The organism is Candidatus Rickettsiella viridis, from assembly GCF_003966755.1.
Classification (GTDB): domain Bacteria; phylum Pseudomonadota; class Gammaproteobacteria; order Diplorickettsiales; family Diplorickettsiaceae; genus Rickettsiella_B; species Rickettsiella_B viridis.
On the sequence record NZ_AP018005.1, the window covers coordinates 735,989 to 756,362 of the forward strand.

22 protein-coding genes, 5 tRNA genes and 1 pseudogene are annotated in these 20,374 nt (G+C 41.0%); 23 read left to right on the plus strand and 5 right to left on the minus strand.

The genetic code is table 11. From position 1 onward, the window contains the following. Positions 1 to 30: 30 nt before the first annotated feature. The 4 genes from DMP02_RS03350 to lolB all read right to left on the minus strand — a co-directional run bounded on the left by DMP02_RS03350 (position 31) and on the right by lolB (position 2,800). Positions 31 to 981 (minus strand): ribose-phosphate pyrophosphokinase, encoded by a 951-nt coding sequence (locus DMP02_RS03350; protein WP_232019651.1) that lies wholly within the window; start codon positions 979 to 981, stop codon positions 31 to 33. Between the two features lie 74 nt (positions 982 to 1,055). Beyond that, positions 1,056 to 1,130 (minus strand) — tRNA-Gln (locus DMP02_RS03355). Between the two features lie 54 nt (positions 1,131 to 1,184). Then, positions 1,185 to 2,063 carry a 4-(cytidine 5'-diphospho)-2-C-methyl-D-erythritol kinase gene (gene ispE / locus DMP02_RS03360; protein ID WP_126322670.1) on the minus strand — a complete coding sequence of 293 codons (879 nt, stop codon included), beginning with the start codon at positions 2,061 to 2,063 and terminating at the stop codon, positions 1,185 to 1,187. A gap of 8 nt (positions 2,064 to 2,071) precedes the next feature. Next, positions 2,072 to 2,800: a lipoprotein insertase outer membrane protein LolB gene (gene lolB / locus DMP02_RS03365; protein WP_126322671.1), complete on the minus strand. Its 729-nt coding sequence runs from the start codon at positions 2,798 to 2,800 to the stop codon at positions 2,072 to 2,074. A gap of 96 nt (positions 2,801 to 2,896) precedes the next feature. Here lolB and DMP02_RS03370 point away from each other — a divergent pair, with 96 nt between their 5' ends. The 17 genes and pseudogenes from DMP02_RS03370 to DMP02_RS03445 all read left to right on the plus strand — a co-directional run bounded on the left by DMP02_RS03370 (position 2,897) and on the right by DMP02_RS03445 (position 14,877). Next, complete coding sequence (locus DMP02_RS03370; RefSeq protein WP_126322672.1) at positions 2,897 to 3,766, plus strand: 16S rRNA (uracil(1498)-N(3))-methyltransferase; 870 nt, start codon at positions 2,897 to 2,899, stop codon at positions 3,764 to 3,766. A 36-nt stretch (positions 3,767 to 3,802) separates the two neighbouring features. Continuing rightward, the gene (gene rnr / locus DMP02_RS03375; RefSeq protein WP_126322673.1) at positions 3,803 to 6,052 is read left to right on the plus strand and encodes a ribonuclease R; all 2,250 of its coding nucleotides are present in this window, start codon (positions 3,803 to 3,805) and stop codon (positions 6,050 to 6,052) included. 3 nt (positions 6,053 to 6,055) lie between these two features. Beyond that, positions 6,056 to 6,802: a 23S rRNA (guanosine(2251)-2'-O)-methyltransferase RlmB gene (rlmB, locus tag DMP02_RS03380; protein ID WP_126322674.1), complete on the plus strand. Its 747-nt coding sequence runs from the start codon at positions 6,056 to 6,058 to the stop codon at positions 6,800 to 6,802. A 135-nt stretch (positions 6,803 to 6,937) separates the two neighbouring features. Further along, positions 6,938 to 7,666, plus strand: coding sequence for a hypothetical protein (locus DMP02_RS03385; RefSeq protein WP_126322675.1), 729 nt, complete (start codon positions 6,938 to 6,940; stop codon positions 7,664 to 7,666). Positions 7,667 to 7,691: 25 nt separating this feature from the next. After that, positions 7,692 to 8,516, plus strand: a complete 825-nt coding sequence (locus tag DMP02_RS03390; RefSeq protein ID WP_126322676.1) for a hypothetical protein — start codon at positions 7,692 to 7,694, stop codon at positions 8,514 to 8,516. Positions 8,517 to 8,764: 248 nt separating this feature from the next. Beyond that, positions 8,765 to 9,427 carry a hypothetical protein gene (locus tag DMP02_RS03395; protein WP_126322677.1) on the plus strand — a complete coding sequence of 221 codons (663 nt, stop codon included), beginning with the start codon at positions 8,765 to 8,767 and terminating at the stop codon, positions 9,425 to 9,427. Between the two features lie 74 nt (positions 9,428 to 9,501). Then, a complete protein-coding gene (locus tag DMP02_RS03400; RefSeq protein WP_126322678.1) occupies positions 9,502 to 9,735 on the plus strand; it encodes a hypothetical protein in 234 nt (77 codons plus the stop codon). A 119-nt stretch (positions 9,736 to 9,854) separates the two neighbouring features. Continuing rightward, positions 9,855 to 10,322, plus strand: a complete 468-nt coding sequence (gene tadA, locus DMP02_RS03405; protein WP_269471421.1) for a tRNA adenosine(34) deaminase TadA — start codon at positions 9,855 to 9,857, stop codon at positions 10,320 to 10,322. A 144-nt stretch (positions 10,323 to 10,466) separates the two neighbouring features. Continuing rightward, positions 10,467 to 10,556: transfer RNA gene (locus tag DMP02_RS03410), tRNA-Ser, on the plus strand. A gap of 32 nt (positions 10,557 to 10,588) precedes the next feature. Beyond that, complete coding sequence (gene uvrY / locus DMP02_RS03415; protein WP_126322679.1) at positions 10,589 to 11,290, plus strand: UvrY/SirA/GacA family response regulator transcription factor; 702 nt, start codon at positions 10,589 to 10,591, stop codon at positions 11,288 to 11,290. Between the two features lie 109 nt (positions 11,291 to 11,399). Continuing rightward, positions 11,400 to 11,699 carry a hypothetical protein gene (locus DMP02_RS03420; protein ID WP_126322680.1) on the plus strand — a complete coding sequence of 100 codons (300 nt, stop codon included), beginning with the start codon at positions 11,400 to 11,402 and terminating at the stop codon, positions 11,697 to 11,699. A 117-nt stretch (positions 11,700 to 11,816) separates the two neighbouring features. Further along, positions 11,817 to 12,905, plus strand: a pseudogene (gene uvrC / locus DMP02_RS07365) (excinuclease ABC subunit UvrC); the annotation flags it as partial. 3 nt (positions 12,906 to 12,908) lie between these two features. Next, positions 12,909 to 13,643 (plus strand): helix-hairpin-helix domain-containing protein, encoded by a 735-nt coding sequence (locus tag DMP02_RS07370; protein WP_232019611.1) that lies wholly within the window; start codon positions 12,909 to 12,911, stop codon positions 13,641 to 13,643. A 183-nt stretch (positions 13,644 to 13,826) separates the two neighbouring features. Then, complete coding sequence (gene pgsA, locus DMP02_RS03430) at positions 13,827 to 14,375, plus strand: CDP-diacylglycerol--glycerol-3-phosphate 3-phosphatidyltransferase (RefSeq protein WP_126322681.1); 549 nt, start codon at positions 13,827 to 13,829, stop codon at positions 14,373 to 14,375. Positions 14,376 to 14,439: 64 nt separating this feature from the next. Continuing rightward, positions 14,440 to 14,515: transfer RNA gene (locus tag DMP02_RS03435), tRNA-Gly, on the plus strand. A gap of 155 nt (positions 14,516 to 14,670) precedes the next feature. After that, positions 14,671 to 14,744, plus strand: a tRNA-Cys gene (locus tag DMP02_RS03440). Positions 14,745 to 14,791: 47 nt separating this feature from the next. Next, a tRNA-Leu gene (locus DMP02_RS03445) sits at positions 14,792 to 14,877 on the plus strand. A gap of 22 nt (positions 14,878 to 14,899) precedes the next feature. Here DMP02_RS03445 and DMP02_RS03450 read toward each other — a convergent pair. Beyond that, on the minus strand, positions 14,900 to 15,052 hold the full coding sequence (locus DMP02_RS03450; RefSeq protein ID WP_126323495.1) for a Txe/YoeB family addiction module toxin: 153 nt from the start codon (positions 15,050 to 15,052) through the stop codon (positions 14,900 to 14,902). A 20-nt stretch (positions 15,053 to 15,072) separates the two neighbouring features. On the opposite strand from DMP02_RS03450, the gene fdxA reads away from it, so the two are divergent. From fdxA to DMP02_RS03480, 6 genes are all read left to right on the plus strand, one after another. After that, entirely contained in the window at positions 15,073 to 15,396 is a 324-nt protein-coding gene (fdxA, locus tag DMP02_RS03455; RefSeq protein WP_126322682.1) for a ferredoxin FdxA, read from the plus strand. Then, positions 15,396 to 16,088: a tRNA (adenosine(37)-N6)-threonylcarbamoyltransferase complex dimerization subunit type 1 TsaB gene (gene tsaB, locus DMP02_RS03460; protein WP_126322683.1), complete on the plus strand. Its 693-nt coding sequence runs from the start codon at positions 15,396 to 15,398 to the stop codon at positions 16,086 to 16,088. The genes fdxA and tsaB overlap by 1 nt, the downstream gene beginning before the upstream one ends. A 116-nt stretch (positions 16,089 to 16,204) precedes the next feature. Beyond that, entirely contained in the window at positions 16,205 to 16,393 is a 189-nt protein-coding gene (locus tag DMP02_RS03465; RefSeq protein ID WP_126323496.1) for a Trm112 family protein, read from the plus strand. A gap of 10 nt (positions 16,394 to 16,403) precedes the next feature. Continuing rightward, positions 16,404 to 17,423, plus strand: a complete 1,020-nt coding sequence (gene pheS / locus DMP02_RS03470) for a phenylalanine--tRNA ligase subunit alpha (RefSeq protein WP_126322684.1) — start codon at positions 16,404 to 16,406, stop codon at positions 17,421 to 17,423. Position 17,424: 1 nt separating this feature from the next. Then, complete coding sequence (pheT, locus tag DMP02_RS03475) at positions 17,425 to 19,812, plus strand: phenylalanine--tRNA ligase subunit beta (RefSeq protein WP_126322685.1); 2,388 nt, start codon at positions 17,425 to 17,427, stop codon at positions 19,810 to 19,812. 128 nt (positions 19,813 to 19,940) lie between these two features. Further along, complete coding sequence (locus DMP02_RS03480) at positions 19,941 to 20,240, plus strand: integration host factor subunit alpha (protein WP_126322686.1); 300 nt, start codon at positions 19,941 to 19,943, stop codon at positions 20,238 to 20,240. Positions 20,241 to 20,374: the final 134 nt, after the last annotated feature.

Consider the following 20,374-nt stretch of genomic DNA (forward strand, 5'->3'; position numbering starts at 1 on the left):
AGGCCTTTTTATTAAGTTCATTTATGTTTGTTAATCAACAAACATTGAGCTGACAGATTCTTCGCTATTAATACGACAGATGGTTTTTGCCAACATACCACTTAAGCTAAGCTGGCGAATTTTTTGGCATTGGCTAGCTTGCTCATGCAGAGGAATGGTATCGGTTACTACCAGTTCATTAATACAAGAGGCTTCCAAATTCTTGATAGCATCCCCGGATAGAACTGGATGGGTACAATAAGCGATGATATTTTTAGCGCCATTTTCTTTGAGTGATTGTGCCGCTAAACACAAAGTGCCGCCGGTATCGACGATATCATCGACTAAGAGGCAGTTCCTATCTTTTACATCCCCTATCACATGCATCACTTCGGTTTTATTAGGGCCTATGCGCCGTTTATCAATGATGGCGATATCCGCATCATTGAGTCGTTTTGCAATGGCTCTGGCGCGAATAACACCACCTACATCGGGCGAAACCACAATCAGTGGATCCTTTTCTTTATAGAGTGTGGTGTTTTGAATATCTTTTAAAATTTCAGGTGTGGCATAGACATTATCAACCGGGATATCAAAAAAACCTTGGATTTGATCGGCATGTAAATCGACGGTTAATACGCGACTGATACCCACTGCGGTCATCATATCGGCCACCACACGTGCGGTGATTGGTACACGAGAGGAACGAATCCGCCGGTCTTGGCGGCCATAGCCAAAGTAAGGGACAACCGCTGTAATGCGTTTTGCAGAAGCGCGACGCAAGGCATCGGCGATGATCACTAATTCCATCAAGTTGTTATTAACAGGAGGGCAGGTAGGCTGTATGACAAAGACATCTTGACCACGCACATTTTCTAAAATTTCTACAATGATTTCGCCGTCACTAAAATGCCCAACAGTCGCCTTGCCTAATTCCATGTCCAGTTGTTTAACTACTTTTTCAGCAAGTGGCCGGTTGGCATTGCCCGTAAAAATCATCATTTCAGACACAGCAAGACCCTCATAATATTAAGTATAATAGTGGGATAAATAGAATAAAGCATCATTAAAAAAATTGGCTGGGATGCTAGGATTCGAACCTAGGAATGCCGAGATCAAAACCCGGTGCCTTACCACTTGGCGACATCCCAATTTTTTAGTATACAAACTGTGCCATGCGCTTGATTTCATAGAATTCAAGTCCATTACTGCGTTTGTAAAGCGTCTAGTTTTCTATGCAAAGGCGATATGCTTAATCCTTTGCTAATAAAACTTCGATAACGCGATTTTATTTTTTCTTGCAACAGCTCTGCCTGTATTTTTGTATCTAATGCCGTAAAAATACATGAACCCGTTCCGGATAAATGTGCAGGCGCGAAATGATTTAAATAATCTAACGCTTCCGCTATCACTGGATAGTCTTGCCTGACAATCGGTTCAAAGTCGTTACCTGTTTTTAAGTGTTCGCTTAAAAACGTTTGTATTCTGATGGCTGTCGTGTTGTATGTCAATCGGGGATCTAAAAAAAGTTTTGCCGTGGTAATAGCTTGTGGTGGAATCAATACCAGATACCAGGCTTCTGGCAGGGTAATTGCTTGTAGTTTTTCACCAATCCCTTCAGCCCAGCTGGTATGGCCTTTAATAAAGACCGGGACATCAGCGCCCAATGTAACACCTAATTTGAGTAACTCATCCAGCGAAAGATTCAATTGCCAAAGATAATTTAAAGCCAGTAAGGTGGTGGCTGCATTTGAGCTTCCCCCACCTAAACCGCCACCAATGGGAATACGTTTTTCTATATGTATATCCATGCCAGTATCGATTTTGTTTTTAGTTTGTTGTAGTAGCCTGGCGGCTTTAATGGCTAAATTGTCATCTTCTGGAATAACAGAAGGGGAGTCTGGCTCGAGTGCAGAAAAACACGTACAGGTAATTTGTTGATCAGAACGCGGGGTGAACGTTAATTCATCACCATAGTCCAATAATTGGAAAATGGTTTGCAAGTCGTGATAACCATCGTTGCGACGCCCAACAATATGCAAAAAAAGATTGAGTTTTGCGGGCGATGGCCAGTAGGTTTTCATTAAAGTGATTAATTAATGTCCCAATGCGTGATTAAAATGCGTATTTTCCACTGCGGATTAGACAGCACAATTTGATCGGGAATATCCATACTCTTCGCACTTGAATTTTCGGCTGTGTTGCCGCTCAATTCGCACTCCTCATGTATGCCATATACACTGCGGTTGCTCATTTTTGCGGCGCCTTGCCGAAAATTCCATTGCTGTGAGTATGATTTTCCTATATTGGTATAATGTAAGTATTCGATTCGCCAACCGGATTGGCGTAATTTGAGTAGGCGATTGTAGGCATCTAGGCAGATGGTATAACGTAATTGAGGAGCAGGTAGGCCGCGTAACCAATAATATAATTGTGAAACGGGCAGATGTAACCCTGTTTGTTGCGCTAATAAACTTTCGGCGTTGTCTGCGCTAATGACTTGATTGCGTGTAAATAAAGTGACTTGTTGTGGATTTCCGGAGAGTAGAATACTTTGAATACCAAAAGGGCCAAATAACCGTAGTTGATAATTGCGTTGAATTTGTTGCCAATTAAATGAAGCGTTGGCGCCTGAGCCTTTGTTTGCATGAATAGCAATATTGCCATTGGCTTGCCAGCTTTGTAAGGTATTGAGCTGGGCTTTACGTTGAGCCCAAGGCAGATAATGATTAACCGGCTTATTTCTCGTGATTGGCGCTTGCAGAAAACTTGCGCAACCACTGAGAAAAAACGTTAAGATAAGCGCTATAATCTTTATCATAAAAAATTGCAACCGGATTGCCGCCCACTTCCTGTCATTGCGAGCGGAGCGCGGCAATCTCAAGGAAGAACTTTAAATTTAAGGCTTAAGCATTCTATGCGTCTTGCACGTATCTATCAACAGCAACCCTTAAACAGTGGTAAAATAATCCACTTATCAAAAGAAGCGGCGCATCATTTGGTGCGTGTACTGCGTTTAGACGTCGGTGCTGAGTTTATTTTATTTAATGGTGAAGGGGGCGAGTTTAAAGCCCACATTACTTCTGTGCAGAAAAATAGTGTTTCTGCACAAATAGGCATATTTAATCCCGTTGATAATGAATCTTCGTTACAGATTATTTTGGCACAGACAATCGTTAAGCCTGAAAAAATGGATTATGTGTTGCAAAAGTCTGTAGAATTGGGCGTGACGCACATTGTTCCTTTAATAACGGAACGTTGTTTGTTGCCGAAGCTATCACCGGAGCGTTGGGAAAAACGTTTAGCGCATTGGCAAGCCATTCTGATTAATGCCTGTGAGCAGTCAGGAAGAACCAAAATACCCACGGTTAGCCGGGCTGTTGCATTTAAAACGGCGCTACAACAGATAAAAGCTGACATTCGGGTCATTTTAGCACCCAATGCAACACAAACATTTTCTCAATTATACTCACAGCAATGGGATTTTCAGCAAGGCGCCGCGAAAGAGAGCAACCGCAGTGTATACACGATACATGAGGATTGCGAACTGAGCGGGAACACCGCTGAAAATTTAAGTGCGAAGAGTATGGTTAAATCGTGTTATTGTGCGGCAGTGCTAGTGGGTCCTGAAGGAGGATGGTCGGAAAGCGAAATGAAGAGTGCTCTCGCTGCCGATTATTTGCCTATACAATTAGGTCCACGCATTTTACGAACTGAAACCGCTGGCTTAGTTGCTTTGACTTTGCTTCAAGCGGCTTATGGCGACATCTCGCTAAATTTAGTCTAGGATAAAAATACATTGATAAAGAGAATTGTGAGATTTATGGGTAAAAAAGCTAAACCCCTACGCGTGGATCCGTTTGCGAAGCGCGAAGCAGAAAAGTACAGTAATCCCATTCCCAGTCGGGAATATATCTTAGATTATCTCCAACAATGTGGCCATCTTGTTAAGCGTGAGGAATTGTTTCAAGCCTTAGGTTTAAAAAAGGACGATCCTGAACAGGAGGAAGCCTTACGTCGCCGGTTACGTGCGATGGAACGAGATGGGCAAATCGTGTTAACGCGTCGTGATGGTTATGGGTTGCCCGATAAAATGAATTTGCTACGCGGGCGCATCATTGGTCATAAAGATGGCTTTGGTTTCCTGGTTCCCGATGATGGTAGTGATGATTTATACCTGAGTGCACGGCAAATGCAGTGTGTTTTTCATGGTGATCGTGTCTTAGCCCGTGTTGCGGGTACGGATAAGAGAAATCGTCGCGAAGGCATTATTGCGGAAGTGTTAGAACGAAACACACCCTCACTTGTGGGCCGCTTTTTTTCTGAAAAAGGGGTTGATTTTGTTGTCCCTTCCAATACCCGCATTGCACAAGATATTTTACTGAGCCCAGAAGAACAAGTAAAAGCGAAAGAAGGCCAAATTGTTGTGGTTGAAATTGTCAGTTATCCGAGTTTTCGTAAGCAAGCGATCGGCCGTATTACGGAAATATTGGGTGATCACATGGCGCCCGGTCTGGAAATCGAGGTAGCAATTCGTAATTATAATATTCCGCATACCTGGCCCGATGCCGTACAAGCTGAAATGCAGCAGTTTGAAGAAGGTTTTTTACCGACTGACGAGAAGGATCGCAGAGATTTACAATCACTGCCTTTTGTGACGATTGATGGTGCTGATGCCCGAGATTTTGATGACGCGGTTTATTGTGAGCGGCAAAAAAAACAATGGCGTTTAGTGGTTGCGATTGCCGATGTGAGTCATTACGTTAATCCCAGTAGTGAATTAGATAAAGAAGCGCAGGCGCGAGGTAATTCGGTTTATTTTCCGAATACCGTCGTTCCAATGCTACCCGAAGTGCTTTCGAATGAACTTTGTTCTTTAAAGCCTAAGGTTAATCGTTTATGTATGGTTTGCGATATGTTGATTTCACCAAAGGGTGAGCTCAAACGTTTTGAATTTTATCCCGCCGTTATTCATTCACGCGCACGACTGATTTATAACGACGTAGCGGCATGGTTAGACAATAAAAAATGTCCGCCAGCTTATAAAGCCGTATTACCACATTTACATGATCTGTATGCTTTATATCAGTTGTTAAGAGAAAGTCGTGAAAAGCGCGGTGCTATTGATTTCGAAACCACCGAAACACGTGTTATTTTTGGTCCAAATCGTAAAATAAAACAGATTGTTCCTACAGAACGTACCGTGGCACATCGTATCATTGAAGAATGCATGTTACTGGCCAACGTTTCAGCGGCACATTTTTTGCTAAAAGCGAAAGTTCCTGCCTTATTTCGAGTTCATGCGGCACCTGCTGCAGAAAAGTTAGCAGATTTAAAAGCATTTTTAGCTGAATTGGGGTTGCGTTTACCCGGTGGAAAGGTGCCGAAACCGGAGGATTATTCGGTCTTTTTAAAATCCATTGCACAGAGGCCAGATGCTCATCTGATTCAAACCGTGTTGTTACGCTCTTTAAGCCAAGCTGTTTATAGCCCGGATAATATTGGCCATTTTGGTCTTGCTTTTGATGCTTATGCACATTTTACTTCGCCGATCCGTCGTTATCCGGATTTAGTTATTCACCGTGCGATTCGACACGTGTTAGCTAAACGCAAACCGAAAAAGTTTATGTATGATTTAGCCAGCATTAGTCGCTTAGGCGAGCATTGCTCGACCACTGAACGGCGCGCAGATGAAGCGACCAGAGAAGTATTAGATTGGCTCAAATGTGAATTTATGCGCGATAGGGTAGGTGAAACGTTTGAGGGCTTGATTACCAATGTGACAGGTTTTGGTTTATTTGTAGAGCTTAAAAATATCTATGTAGAAGGTCTAGTGCATGTAACCGCCTTGCATAATGATTATTATCAATTTGATGCAAAAAAACACCGTTTATTCGGTGAGCGTAGTGGTATTACGTATCGTTTAGGCGATAGTGTGCGGGTTAAAGTAGGGCGTGTAGATTTGGATCAGCGCAAAATTGATTTTGAGTTAGCGGAAGAAGAACAAACAAAACGTGTTAAAACTACGTTCAAAAAAAAGAAAAAAAAGAAAAAATATTTTGATAAAAAATAAACTATGCTGAAAAAAGAATTTATTTTTGGTTTTCATGCCGTAGAAGCGATTTTGCAACAGTCGCCAGAAAGGGTATTGCAGCTTTATCGCCAAGAAGGGCGAGAAGATAAACGTTTAGAATCTATTATTAGCTTAGCAGAAAGACAGCATATTCCTTTACAAATCGTATCCAGAGCTACTTTGGATAAATGGACAGCAGCAGAACGTCATCAAGGTATTTTAGTCGAAATAAAATCGTTTCCGGTGAAAGAAGAAAAAGATTTATTCCAGTTCATTGATGGCTTAGAAAAAGCGCCTTTTTTATTATTATTAGACGAGATTCAAGATCCACATAATTTAGGTGCTTGCCTACGTTCGGCGAATGCGGCGGGTGTGGATGCGGTTGTTATTACACAGGATAGATCTGTGGGTTTGACGCCTACGGTACGAAAAATTGCGGTGGGTGCTGCTGAAACAACGCCCGTATTCACCGTGATTAATCTGGCGAATACTTTACGTAAATTAAAAAGCCAAGGTATATGGATTTATGGTTTAGATGGCGCTGCCAAGAAACCCCTTTATGATATGGATTTAAAAGGCCCTATAGGTCTAGTATTAGGCGCAGAAGATAAAGGGTTAAGACGTCTTAGCAAAGAACTCTGTGATGGCTTATTGGCGATCCCCATGCAAGGTTCGGTCGAAAGTTTGAATGTTTCTGTCGCTGCGGGTATTTGTTTGTTCGAAGTGCTGCGACAACGGCGTGTAAATTAATTAGCGCCGTTAATCCATCATTCCGTTCTATAATTCTATTTAAAAAAATTTTGTAATAAAAATAATTGATTTTTTATTGATTAATTAGTTTGGTATGATGAATAAGGGGGTTATTAACACTTAGGAAGGTAATTTATGGTTATAAATAAAGGCGCTTATATATTTTCTACACAGCATGGCGATCGATTGAAACGTGTGCTATGCGATCGATCTGTTGCATTTAATTTTCATTCATTTGAAAGTTATCGCCTATTAGAAACAACAGGGGTAAAAGAAACAGGTAAGTTAACAGAAGTAACCTTCTATAAGGACTTGTTACCTAGGCATTGTAAGTTAGAACTTGTAGAGGGTGCTTTAGCGAGTTTAGAAATGTTTCCTAATAATGCTCAATTATTAACAACATTTGTAGATTATATAGAGAATAGCTTTTCTGAACATGCAGGCTATTCTTTTATAAACGGTGTAACATGGGGGCTACTCGTGACCTGTATAGTTGTTGATGTACCCCTTGCTTTATCTATTGCTGTTTGTGCGTTTGTGATCAGTAATATTTTGTATGACGATTATTGGGGAAAAAAGCTGGGTATATGGGTAGGAGAACTAAGAGAAGGTTCTGACAGAAAGCCGGTTAATCTCGAAGAACTTGAAGCCAATCTTATCGCACTTGTCGGCAATTGCACAACAGCAGAAAACATCGGCGAAGCAGCGTATAGGGAACCATTAGCGACTATTAATCCTAGTGCTCCTTCGTATTCTTTTTTTCATCATTACCCTAGTCTAGCAACAGAGTATCAAGAATTAGACAATAATAAGCATGATAACGTCAGGGATTATCCTAGAGAATCATTATGTAGAGGTTATTAATTTTAATTAAAAATAAAGGAGTTATATGCCTATAAATGATAAGAGAGAATATATATTTGCAGAGCGTTATAAAGAACAATTAATATTCGTTCTAAGGGATTCATTTGCATTTAATATCAACTCATTTGATAAATCTTGGACCGTAAAAGAAAAAACGGGTGAAGCGGGAACACTAACCGTAAGAAAAGTAAGGGTAACGACGGCTGAATCGCTATTACCCAGGCATTGTAATCCAGAATTAGTTGAACAAGCTTTAGCTTATTTAGAAGCTAATTTAGAAAAGCATTCACTAACAAACAGCGTTTTATTATCACTTGAAAATGAAAACTATAAATTATTAGCAATATTAGGAAAATACACAAGAAATGATCGCTTTGATTTGATGGGATATAAGATAGCAGTGGGAACAATGTTTGCAATGATGTCCATAATGCTTATCTGCGTTATGCTTATGGCTATTGTTTTGTCTTTTCCAATTTTCCCACTCGGTACGATTGTTTATTTCGGTGCTCTTTTTACTGCAGCTGTTTCTTGTGCTTTGGGAATAGTGATGGCAAATACCGAGGGCGTTTTAGGAGTAAAATTTGGAAGATGGATTGGCGATCTTATAAAGGGTAAAAACCGAGAACCTAGCAATTTACAAGATCTTGATGAAACGCTTAATCAATTTATTAATGAACAAGCAAAAGCACTACAGCATGAAGAAAAAGTAGAGCCAGTGACTTATACTAAGATTTACCCTCCACTATTTACTAGTAATAATTCTGATTTAACGATTCAAGATGCAGCAACTAATACAAACGATGATAGTTTCCAGCAAGTACCAGGAAATAGGTTTAGTATGAAATAAAGATTTGTAATAAAAATTATTTTTTTCTTATATGTTGAAAAACAAACTGCTCTTGCAAAAGGTGGCTTATGCCTATCAGAGGAAAGGGGAAAGTATATCAATTTAGTAAGTGTTATGAAAAGCGATTTAAATCTGCACTACAGAATCGATCGCTTGCAATCTATTTCTGGTCAGATAACAATTTCAAACTAATTATCAGAGAAAGAACTAAACTAGGGACCATAAAGACCATCAGAATAAACAAAAGGATGAGAATTCTTTTTTACAAAGCCCTATTACCCAGACATTGTGACGTCAAATTAGTTGAGCAAGCCTTAGATCTTTTACAAAAATATCCCGAAGAGAGTGAGTTATTAAACAATATAGGAAAATATATAAAAAATGACCTATTTGAATATATAGGCTATTGGGGAGTATTAATAGGAACAATCGGGTCTTGTTGTTCTGTTGGTATTACCTGCATTGTCATTATTGTTTATCCTCTTATTCTTCACTCTTATTTAGGCGTTTTCAGTATTTGTATTATCGCGACCACTACTACTTTTTTTATCTTGGATGCGTTTTATGATAATGCGTTAGGGCTGAAGTTTGGCAGATGGATAGGCGATCGGATAGAAGGCACTCAGCAAAAACCCATTCATTTAAAGGAATTTGCCGAGAAACTGAGGACGCGTATTTACGGTGATGAAATAGAAGAAGCGATTGAAGAAGCCACCGCTGAAGAAATACTCATGCCACTGGATGAAAACAGTCTCGTAGAATCTCAAAAATATAGATTGGCTCGTCAACGTTTAGACTACTTTTGGTCAACTGGCTCAATAATGCCAAATACACAGCTAAATGCCTTACACGAGTGTCAGAGAACTATTTATCAGTATAGCGGGTCTTGTTCATTAGATAGCCGCCCCTAACATTTAGCCTAAACTCAGACTATGATAGTATGACCTTGCTTTTTGCCACTTCTTAAATTGAAAGGAGAGAATGTATGTGCCGTCGATTTTTCCCAGCCATTATTATTATTATCGCTATTATAATGGCCTTTGCAGCCAGTGTGGCTAAACCAGACTCGGTTGATTATATCGTCATGACCTCGCGTTTTTTTGATATTATGTTGCCTGTTTTGGCGGTAGGTGCATTGATTAAGTACCTATGTTGCCATCGCGGCAAGGGCTGTAAGTGTCCTTGTGAACATTGTAAACAATGTGGGTGCAAAGATTAATCACATTTGAGGGTGCGTCCCGCCATCACTATCTCTTGGTTGTGTCCTTTGGTCAAGCCAAAGGACACAACGGCCAAAGGATCGCCAGGGTATGATCGCGGGATATCTAGTAAAATAAAGTGAATAACGATACGCATTATATGCAGCGGGCATTAGCCTGTGCTGAGGAAGCAAAAAAACAACAAGAAGTACCGGTAGGCGCTATTTTAGTGGTCAACGACCATGTCATTGCTAGTGCTTATAATCAAACCATTGCCCAATGCGATCCGACTGCCCACGCAGAAATTCTGGCGCTACGACAAGCCGCAAAATTAATACAAAATCATCGCTTACTAGATGCAACGCTCTACGTTACATTAGAACCTTGTCCCATGTGTGTAGGTGCTATGATTCAAGCTAGAATTAAGCGTCTTGTTTTTGCGGCGCCTGATGAGCGACTGGGTGCTTTAGGTAGTCTATTTAATATTTTACAAACAAAAGGAATCAATCATCATTTTTCGGTCACTGAAGGTCCTTTAGCGCACGAGTCGGCCCAATTATTGAAAGGTTTTTTTTTACAACGTAGGCAGAAGAAAAGTAAAGAGTAAACACGACGCATTTTCATATGCAAGTGGAGATTAAGTTTCAGACTTTCGCTCATTTTCTTATAGTCTACATCTTACTAAGCTTTATGTTAATATAGTACTTGCGATTAAATTTACGGGTGAGTAAATTTAATTTTGCTCTTTAAAGGAGGGGTGGCTGAGCGGTTGAAAGCACCGGTCTTGAAAACCGGCAAGGGGGTAACCCCTTCCAGGGTTCGAATCCCTGCCCCTCCGCCAAAAATGCAATAGACAAGAGGAGTAGTCATGCCATGATTAACGTTGTTATCGTTGATGATCATGCATTAATGCGTTTGGGCATGAAGCGCTTGTTAGAGGACGTTCGTGACATCAAAGTCATTGGTGAAGCGGAAAGTGGTGAAACAGCGATTGATTTAGTAAAGGCGACTAAACCCGACGTTGTTTTAATGGATCTTAAAATGCCAGGAATAAGCGGTTTAGATGCAACACGCCGATTGATACGTATCAATCCAAAACTTAAGATTATTGTGGTAACGGTTTGTATTGAAGAACCTTACCCTGAACAATTAGTTCGTGCCGGTGCCTTAGGTTACATTACAAAAGACGTCACAACAGAAGAATTAATTACTGCCATTCGAAGAGTTGTCTCAGGTAAGCCTTATATCGCACCCGAGATTGCGCAAAGTATGGCTTTGCGTCAAGTATCGAATGCGGCAAAGTCTCCTTTTGCACAGCTCTCTGAGAGAGAACTGCAAGTGATGTATATGGTCACGCAGGGCATAAAGGTTCGCTCTATTGCGAAACGGCTTTGTTTAAGCCCTAAAACAGTTAATACCTATCGTTATCGTTTGTTTGAAAAGTTAGGGGTTGATAACGACGTCAAGCTGACGCATTTAGCTAATCGATACAGCATAACGAATGGGGAAGGAGAGGGAGATGAGGCTCCTCTAGGGGAGAACGAGGATAAATCCTCTATGGAAGGAAACCACTAGCTAAAAAAGTCTGCTATTTCGCATAACTTGCCATTATGGACTATGATAATTTTACCTAGTATTGAAAAATACCTAGGCGATTGTTTTCTTGATAAGGAGGTTTTTTTGTATGCATGTATTAAGACAAATTACTTTGTTAATGGTGCTTGCTTTTTCAGTAAGTCCAGCTTTTGCCTTTAACAATGACGCCTCTTGTTGTGACCAACTGCGCAAAGAAGTACAAGTTCTTAGAGAGCAACAAGCTAGAATGACTAGCGAGTTTAAAACTCAGGAAGTGAGTGAGCAAAAGAATTTTCTAAGCGTTGGCGGTATGATAGGAGGATTAATTAAAGTCCTTTCTAATCAATTTCCTAATATGAAGGGTCCTTTGGATGCAATTAAGAATATCGCTGATGCGTTAGGAAAGTAAAAAAATAGAACCTATCTATAACACTTGAATTTACGGGCGTGTAAATTCAAGTGTTTTTTATAACAGAAATTATTAAAAAAACGTTGCTTTTATGACTAGAAAAAGGTTGGCTTTTTTGTGTTGGTACATCACAGCGATCTAAAAAAGCGTCTTCCCTTTCTAAGCACGGGCGCCGGTGTTTATTTGCTGTTAAATGATAAGCAAGAAGTGCTTTATGTGGGCAAGGCGCGCAATTTAAAAAAAAGAGTCAGCAGCTATTTTCGAGGCAAGCAGACAAGTCGTCTCACTTCCTTAATGCGGCAAGTGACAGCACTTGAAACAACAACGACTGAAACTGAAAATCAAGCCCTTTTACTTGAAAGTAATCTGATTAAACAACTTAAACCGCGTTACAATATTCTATTACGCGATGATAAAAGTTATCCTTATATTATTCTCAGTGCCCATCAAAGTTACCCACGTTTAGGTTTTTATCGTGGTGCTAGAGTAAAAAAATACCGTTATTTTGGTCCTTATCCGAGTACCATGGCGGTTAGAGAAACTTTAAATCTACTGCAAAAATTATTTAGAATCCGATCCTGTAGCGATAGTTTTTTCCGTAATTGTTCGCGGCCCTGTTTGCAATATCAAATTAAACGTTGTACCGCGCCTTGTGTTGGGCTTATCACGTCAGAAGATTATAAACAAGATGTGCAACGTACCGTTTTATTTTTGGAAGGAAAAAGTCAAACGGTTATTGAAGATCTTGTAGCTCAAATGGAAGCATTCTCCAATCAATTTGATTATGAATCAGCGGCACGCTTGCGTGATCAAATTGTGGCATTGCGAGAGATTCAACAAACACAAGTTATCAGTACCGGCTATGGCGACCTAGATATTTTTTCTTTAGTGTATAGCGCAAGCATTTACGTGCTTTATGTGATGCAAGTTCGTCGTGGTCGCTTATTAGGCGGCAAAGCGTATTTCCCGAGGGTACCGGCTAATATGACTGATGCTGAAGTGTTATCGTCTTTTATGGCACAGTTTTATTTACAGACAGAAGGGAGGCATACGATTCCTGCAGAAATCGTGGTGCCAAAAAAAATCTAAGATCAAGACTGGTTAATTGAAACATTAGTTGAACGTGCTCGGCATAAAGTCAAAATTTCAGACAAGGTAAGCGGCGAGCGGCGACGTTGGCTGGCCTTAGCGACAGAAAATGCCCAACATGTGTTGGGTGCTCAGGTACATGATAAACAAGTTTTTTATCAGCAACTTGAAAATCTTCAATTGGTTTTATCGTTGGACAGCTTGCCACAGCGCTTAGAATGTTTTGACGTCAGCCATAGTCAGGGTGAGGCAACGGTTGCATCATGTGTGGTATTTGACCAGCAAGGTCCTAGAAAAATGGATTATCGTCGATTTAATATCGAAGGGATTACGCCTGGTGATGATTATGCAGCGCTTAACCAAGCGTTAACACGACGCTATAAGAACTTAAAACAACATGAAGAAAAGTTACCCGATATCTTATTAATTGATGGTGGAAAAGGCCAACTCAAACAGGCCGCGTTAGTACTCGAAGAATTACAGATTTCCGGTATCTTACTCTTAGGTGTTGCCAAAGGTCCTGGGCGTAAATCCGGTTTAGAAACCTTGTTATTAGCTAAAGGAGACACGTTGATTAAACTAACACCCGATTCGCTCGCTTTACATGCCATACTGCAAATTCGCGATGAAGCACATCGTTTTGCCATCACAGGCCATCGGGGTCGGCGTGCGAAGAAGCGCAATACGTCTCCTTTAGAAAATATCCCGGGTATAGGATCGCTGCGTAGACGAGAATTATTGCGTCAATTTGGGGGATTACAAGCACTACAATCAGCTAGTGCTGAAGATATTGCCAAGATACCCGGTATCAGTAAAACATTGGCCCAACGTATTTATTTTGCTTTAAAAGACTGAGTGAACCCGTTAAACTCCCTTTTTGCATTTATTTATACTTACAGCAATAGGGTTTTTGGCAAGGCGGAGCGCAAAACGAAGCCACCTTCATTCCTACATGATACATGAGGATGGCGAGTTGAGCGGGGACGCTGCCAAAAATTCAAGTGCGAAGAGTATAGCCAATTAGGGTAATTTTACTCCATGGGCATTCCTAACTTACTTACTTTTCTGCGTATTATATTAATACCGGTTTTTGTTTTATTATTTTATCTTCCTTTTCGTGGTAGTCATGTATTAGCAGCAATGATTTTTACCTTTGCGGCAATGACCGATTGGTTAGATGGTTATCTTGCGCGTAGTCTTGATCAAGTATCCAAATTAGGTACCTTTCTTGATCCGGTAGCTGATAAATTAATTGTGGTCACGGCACTCGTTTTATTAGTGGGCGATCATGCCTTACCCTATTTAGCTATTCCAGCGGTCGTGATTATAGGAAGAGAAATTATGGTTTCTGCGTTACGTGAGTGGATGGCAGAAATTGGTAAACGTGTCAGTATTAAAGTTTCAACACTCGGAAAAATTAAAACCGCCGTGCAAATGTCGGCAGTGATTTCATTATTACTTTATAAACCAGGCGGGTGGAAAGCCTTTGCAACATTGGGTTATATATTACTTTATCTTGCTGCATTCTTTACTTTATGGAGTATGTGTATTTATTTAAAAGCGGCATGGCGTGATTTATCTGCTTGACAGTATTCTGGATGCAGTTACAATATCAGCCGCCAAGTTCAACGCAATTGCGAAGAATATATTTGCGGGAATAGCTCAGTTGGTAGAGCGCAACCTTGCCAAGGTTGAGGTCGCGAGTTCGAGCCTCGTTTCCCGCTCCAATAAATGATTTTTATAGCCTAAAGATACTCACAGCAATGGGATTTTCGGCAAGGCGCCGCGAAAATGAAGCCACCGGAGTGTATAGATGATACATGAGGATGGCGAGTTGAGCGGGAACACAGCTGAAAATTCAAGTGCGAAGAGTAGAGGTTTCGGCTAGGTGGCAGAGTGGTCATGCAGCGGCCTGCAAAGCCGTGGACGTCGGTTCGATTCCGGCCCTAGCCTCCAGTATACTCATGCGAAGAATATATGAATTTCTGTTTTAGCTAGTCATTGCCCGGGTGGCGAAATGGTAGACGCAAGGGACTTAAAATCCCTCGGGGGCAACTCCGTGCCGGTTCGAGTCCGGCCCCGGGCACCAGCCTTAATATATGGGTTATTTGTTAATAATGATATCGACACTTTGCTATATATATGTCGTTAGCCATTATCTTATAAACCAGTCTATGTTCTTGCGTAATACGGCGATTCCAATAACCTTTTAGTGCATGTTTTAAAGGCTCCGGTTCCAGTATAAATTCCGGTAAATTTACGATAACGTCTCAAAGGAAAACCAATGACATTTCTTGTGACTGAAAAATGTATTCGTTGTAAATATACAGACTGTGTGGAAGTTTGCCCCGTGGATTGTTTTTACGAGGGGCCTAACATGTTAGTGATTCATCCTGAAGAATGCATAGACTGCGGTCTTTGTGAACCTGAATGCCCGGTTAATGCGATTTTTGCAGAAGACGATTTACCTGAAAAATATAAAAGTTTTTTGTTGCTCAATGATCGACTTGCCAAAAAATGGCCTAATATAATTACTCGTAAAGACGCGCCAGCGGATGCCGATGACTGGAAAGAGCAGGAAGATAAATTACAATATCTAGAAGAATAATGTCTCTTAAAATCTTAAGCCTAGAAGCTAGCACTGAAGCCTGTTCAGCGGCTCTACTGCATCAAGATGTGATACAGGAGTGTTATCAATTAGCGCCACGCCAGCATACCCATTTAATTTTACCCATGCTGGAATCCTTGCTAGCAGAAGCTACGCTAAAGCTGTGTGATTTGGATGCGATTGCTTTCTCTCGCGGCCCAGGTAGTTTTACCGGTAACCGTATTAGTGCAAGTATTGTTCAAGCCATTGCCTTTGCGATGGATATTCCGGTAGTTTCTATCTCGAGTCTGCAATGCTTGGCGCAGGGGGCTTATCGTGAACTCCACGCAACGCAGGTATTAGCCGCCATGGATGCTCGCATGAATGAAATCTATTGGGCAAGCTATCGCTTAGGCGATGAGGGCATTATGCTTGAATATGACCCTGAGCAACTTTCTGATCCGAAGCAATTTCCAGGGACGGCTTTATCTGATTTCATCGGTGTAGGAAGTGGTTGGGATCATTATGCTGAGCTATTAGAACCACAATTTAAGGAAAATCAGTTGCAGCAATGTTATCCAGGGCGCTATCCTAGAGCCTATGATGTTGCGTTACTTGCCGCACATGCCTATAAAGAAGGCCAGGTGGTTTCCGCAGAACAGGCGGTGCCTGTCTATTTAAGAGAAAAAGTCGCCTCGCCGAAGTGTTCTTAGCGTGGCCATCCGTCATTGCGAGTGTCGTAGGCACGAAGCAATCTAGGAGATACATAGCTGGATTGCCGCGCGTTACGCGCTCGCAATGACACTCATTATTATAAACTGGAGTCATGATGGATAAATATTTATTGAGTATCTTAGTCTGTCCTTTGTGCAAAGGCAGTCTGGTTTATGATAAATTGGCACAAGAATTAATCTGTCGATTCGATCGTTTGGCTTATCCTATTCGTGATGAAATTCCTATCATGTTAGAGACAGAAGCCAGAAAAATATCTTTAGAAGAATACGATCGTTTAAGCTAACGGTATGACTATGACACCTGATTTAAAAATTATACTCGATCAAGCAGAACAGACGATTGAGAACACACGTCGCCTGTCGGATTTAGAACAGCTGCGATCCAGCTTACTGGGTAAAAAAAGTGTACTCAATGATTATTTGAAAAATTTAGCGCAATTACCCGCTGAAGACAGACCTAAGCAAGGACAAGCCGTTAACCTGGCTAAACAACAGATAGAGGCCTTGTTGAGAACGCGATCCGCGTCATTAAAAGAAGCCGATATTGCCGCACGCTTAAAAAGCGAAACGATTGATATTAGTTTAGCAGGAAGGGGTCAGTCTATTGGAAGTTTGCATCCGGTAACGCGAACGCGTGAACGCATCGAACAGTTTTTTACTCAAGTGGGCTTTAGTGTTGCGGAAGGTCCAGAAATTGAAGATGATTATCATAATTTTGAAGCCTTAAATATTCCGGCTAATCATCCTGCGCGTGCGCTGCATGATACCTTTTATTTTCCTAATGGCTTGTTACTGCGTACGCATACGTCGCCGGTGCAAATACGTGCGATGAAGAACGCTAAAATGCCGCTTAAAATCATTGCGCCTGGTCGTGTGTATCGTTGTGATTCCGATGTGACGCATACACCCATGTTTCATCAACTTGAAGGCTTGCTGATTGATGAATCGGCTAACTTTTCTGAGTTAAAAGGATTATTAAGCGAATTTTTACGACATTTTTTTGAGAAAAAAGATTTAAAAACCCGTTTTCGAGCGGCATATTTTCCTTTTACCGAACCTTCGGCTGAAGTCGATATTCAATGTGTTTTATGTTTAGGAAAAGGGTGCCGTGTTTGCAGCCATGCGGGTTGGTTAGAAATTTTAGGTTGTGGCATGGTGCATCCTAATGTATTAGAAAAAGCCGGTTTATCGGCTGATAAATACCAGGGTTACGCATTTGGATTGGGAATCGATAGGTTGGCGATGTTACGTTACCGTATCCCCGACTTACGCTTAATGTTTGAAAATGATTTGCGATTTTTAGAGCAATTTTAATATGAAATTGAGTGAACAGTGGTTACGTGAATGGGTGAATCCTAAGCTAGATGTGCATGCGCTGGCTGAACAATTGACCTTAGCCGGATTAGAAGTGGAATCCGTTGATCCGGTTGCAGGGCAATTTAATCAGGTGGTCGTAGGGCATATCAAAGGCGTTGAGCCGCATCCGGATCCAAAAGTATCCCGTTTACAGATTTGTCAGGTCGATGTGGGTAGCAGTGATTTGCTTACTATTGTCTGTGGTGCGCCTAATGCGCGCGCAGGATTAAAAGTAGCTGTGGCATGTGTGGGCGCCACTTTACCGAATGATATGCGCATAAAAGAAGCAAAATTACGCGGTGTCGTTTCTCAAGGCATGTTATGTTCGCAATCCGAATTAGGTCTTACTAAGGAATCAGAAGGTATTTTAGAACTTCCTTTAGATGCACCGATTGGAAAAGATTTACGTGATTATCTGCAATTAGATGATCATGCGATCGATGTTCATCTAACGCCTAATCGGGGTGATTGTTTGAGCGTGAAAGGATTAGCGCGTGATTTAGCGGCGTTAACAGGAAGTCCTCTGCTTGCGCATGCTATACCAAATAGTACCCCTGATATTACCGATCAATTACCCATCACGATTAAATCGGCTGAAGATTGTTCTCGTTATTGTGCACGGATTATTCGTGGTATTAACCCACACGCGCAAACACCGATTTGGATGGTAGAGCGTTTACGTCGATCGGGTTTTCGAGCGATTTATCCGGTGGTTGATGTTACCAATTATGTATTACTCGAACTAGGACAACCGCTGCATGCCTTTGATTTGTCACGCTTAGACTCAGAAATAATCGTTCGTCGTGCTAAAAAAGATGAAAAACTAGTTTTATTAGATGGAAAAGAAGTTTCGTTAGATAAAGAGACTTTAGTGATTGCAGATAAAACCCAAGCTCAAGCGATTGCGGGTGTGATGGGTGGTCTTGATTCATCAGTTTCTACCCAAACAACCGATGTTCTTTTGGAAAGTGCTTTTTTTAATCCGACTGTGTTGGCTGGGCGTGCCCGACATTATGGTTTAAACAGCGAATCCGCTTACCGTTTTGAACGGGGCGTGGATCCTGATTTGGCCTCACAAGCGATTGAACGTGCGACACAACTACTCCTTGAAATAGTGGGTGGAAAAAGTGGTCCGGTGCTTGAAAGTCAATCAGTATTGGCAAAACAAACCGCTATTACCCTGAGTCAAACACGTGTAAAAAAATTACTAGGTATTACTTTAACTGAAGCAGATATTGAAGGTATTTTACAGCGTTTAGGCATGGTTTTTAGCAAACACACGCATGAAGAAAACAGTTGGCAAGTAACGCCACCTAGCTGGCGTTTTGACATACATAAAGAAGCGGATTTAATCGAAGAATTAGCCCGTGTACACGGTTATCCTAATATTCCTGAAACATTGCCTTGTGCCACATTACATTTTAAGGGGAATACGGAGAGCAAATTACCCTTAAACCGAGTGCGTCAACTGTTAGTGGATCGTGATTATCACGAAGCAATCACGTATAGCTTTACATCACCGCAACTACAACACAGTATTGATCCACAACAAACACCTTTTACCTTAGTCAATCCTATTTCCAGTGAACTGTCTGTGATGCGAAGCAGTTTATGGCCGGGTTTATTAAATGCGGCGCGCTATAACCAAAAACGTCAACAATCGCGTGTGCGTTTATTTGAGACGGGGCTTTGTTTTCAAACAGTTCAGGAAGCGCTATCACAAAATCCACTGTTAGCCGGGATTGCGATGGGTGATAGTGCAGCAGAGCAGTGGGGATTAGTAAAAAAACCCATCGATTTTTTTAGCGTAAAGTCTGATATTGAAGCCTTATTGCGTTTAACGGGGCAGCTTATCGATACACACTTTATTCCGACCTCACATCCTGCATTACATCCTGGTCAATCGGCAGAGTTAATACAAGGCGAAAAGGTACTTGGTTATTTTGGCGCGTTGCATCCTAAATTGTTAATGGAATTAGATTTGATAGGCCCGGTTTATTTATTTGAACTTTCATTGAGCAAGATGACGCAAAGCACATTACCTTGTTTTGAGCCTTTTTCTAAATTTCCGCTGGTACGTAGAGATATTTCTTTTTGGATAGAAGAAACTTTTTCCGCACAAGCTATTTTAGAGCAGGTAAAAAAAGACGCTGGCGATTGGCTGAATGATACTTATTTATTTGATGTTTATCATGATAAGGAAAAAGAACAAGGCAAGCGCAGTCTTGCGTTGGCTTTATTATGGCAACACCCTTCTAGGACCTTAGTCGATACAGAAGTTGATGATTTACTTAAAAAAGTCATTCAGGGCCTGCAACAACGTTTTACTATTCAATTAAGGGAATAGTATACTCTTAGCATTTGACATCGGCAGCGTTTCCGATCGATTCGCACTCCTCATATAGGTTATATACCTGGTGGTTGCTTCGTTTTCGCGGCGCTTTGCCCAAAATCCAACTGCAGTGAGTATAAATAATGAACAAAGTCTTAACCAAGGCAGATTTAGTTTCCTGCTTAAGGCAACAAGACCCTAATTTAAGTGGTACTTTAGCTACGCAATTAACTGATGCTTTTTTTGGAGAAATTATTGATGCGCTTGAAAAAGGCGACGATGTAAAGCTTTCAGGATTAGGCAGTTTCCGCCTTCGAAACAAAAAAGCACGTCCAGGACGGAATCCAAAGACCGGTGTTAATACCATTATTTCATCACGTAATGTGGTACTCTTTCAAGCGAGTCAGAAATTAAAAGCAACACTAAAAAATAAATCGTCTTAACTCGTTTACGCCCACATTTTTTTGTACATTTAATATTTAGTATTATTAGATAATGTATAGATACTTTCTTTTAAATGATCTTATTGGGTAAAATATAAGTCTATCCTTAAGGATGCAGTCAAATTTTATAGTTT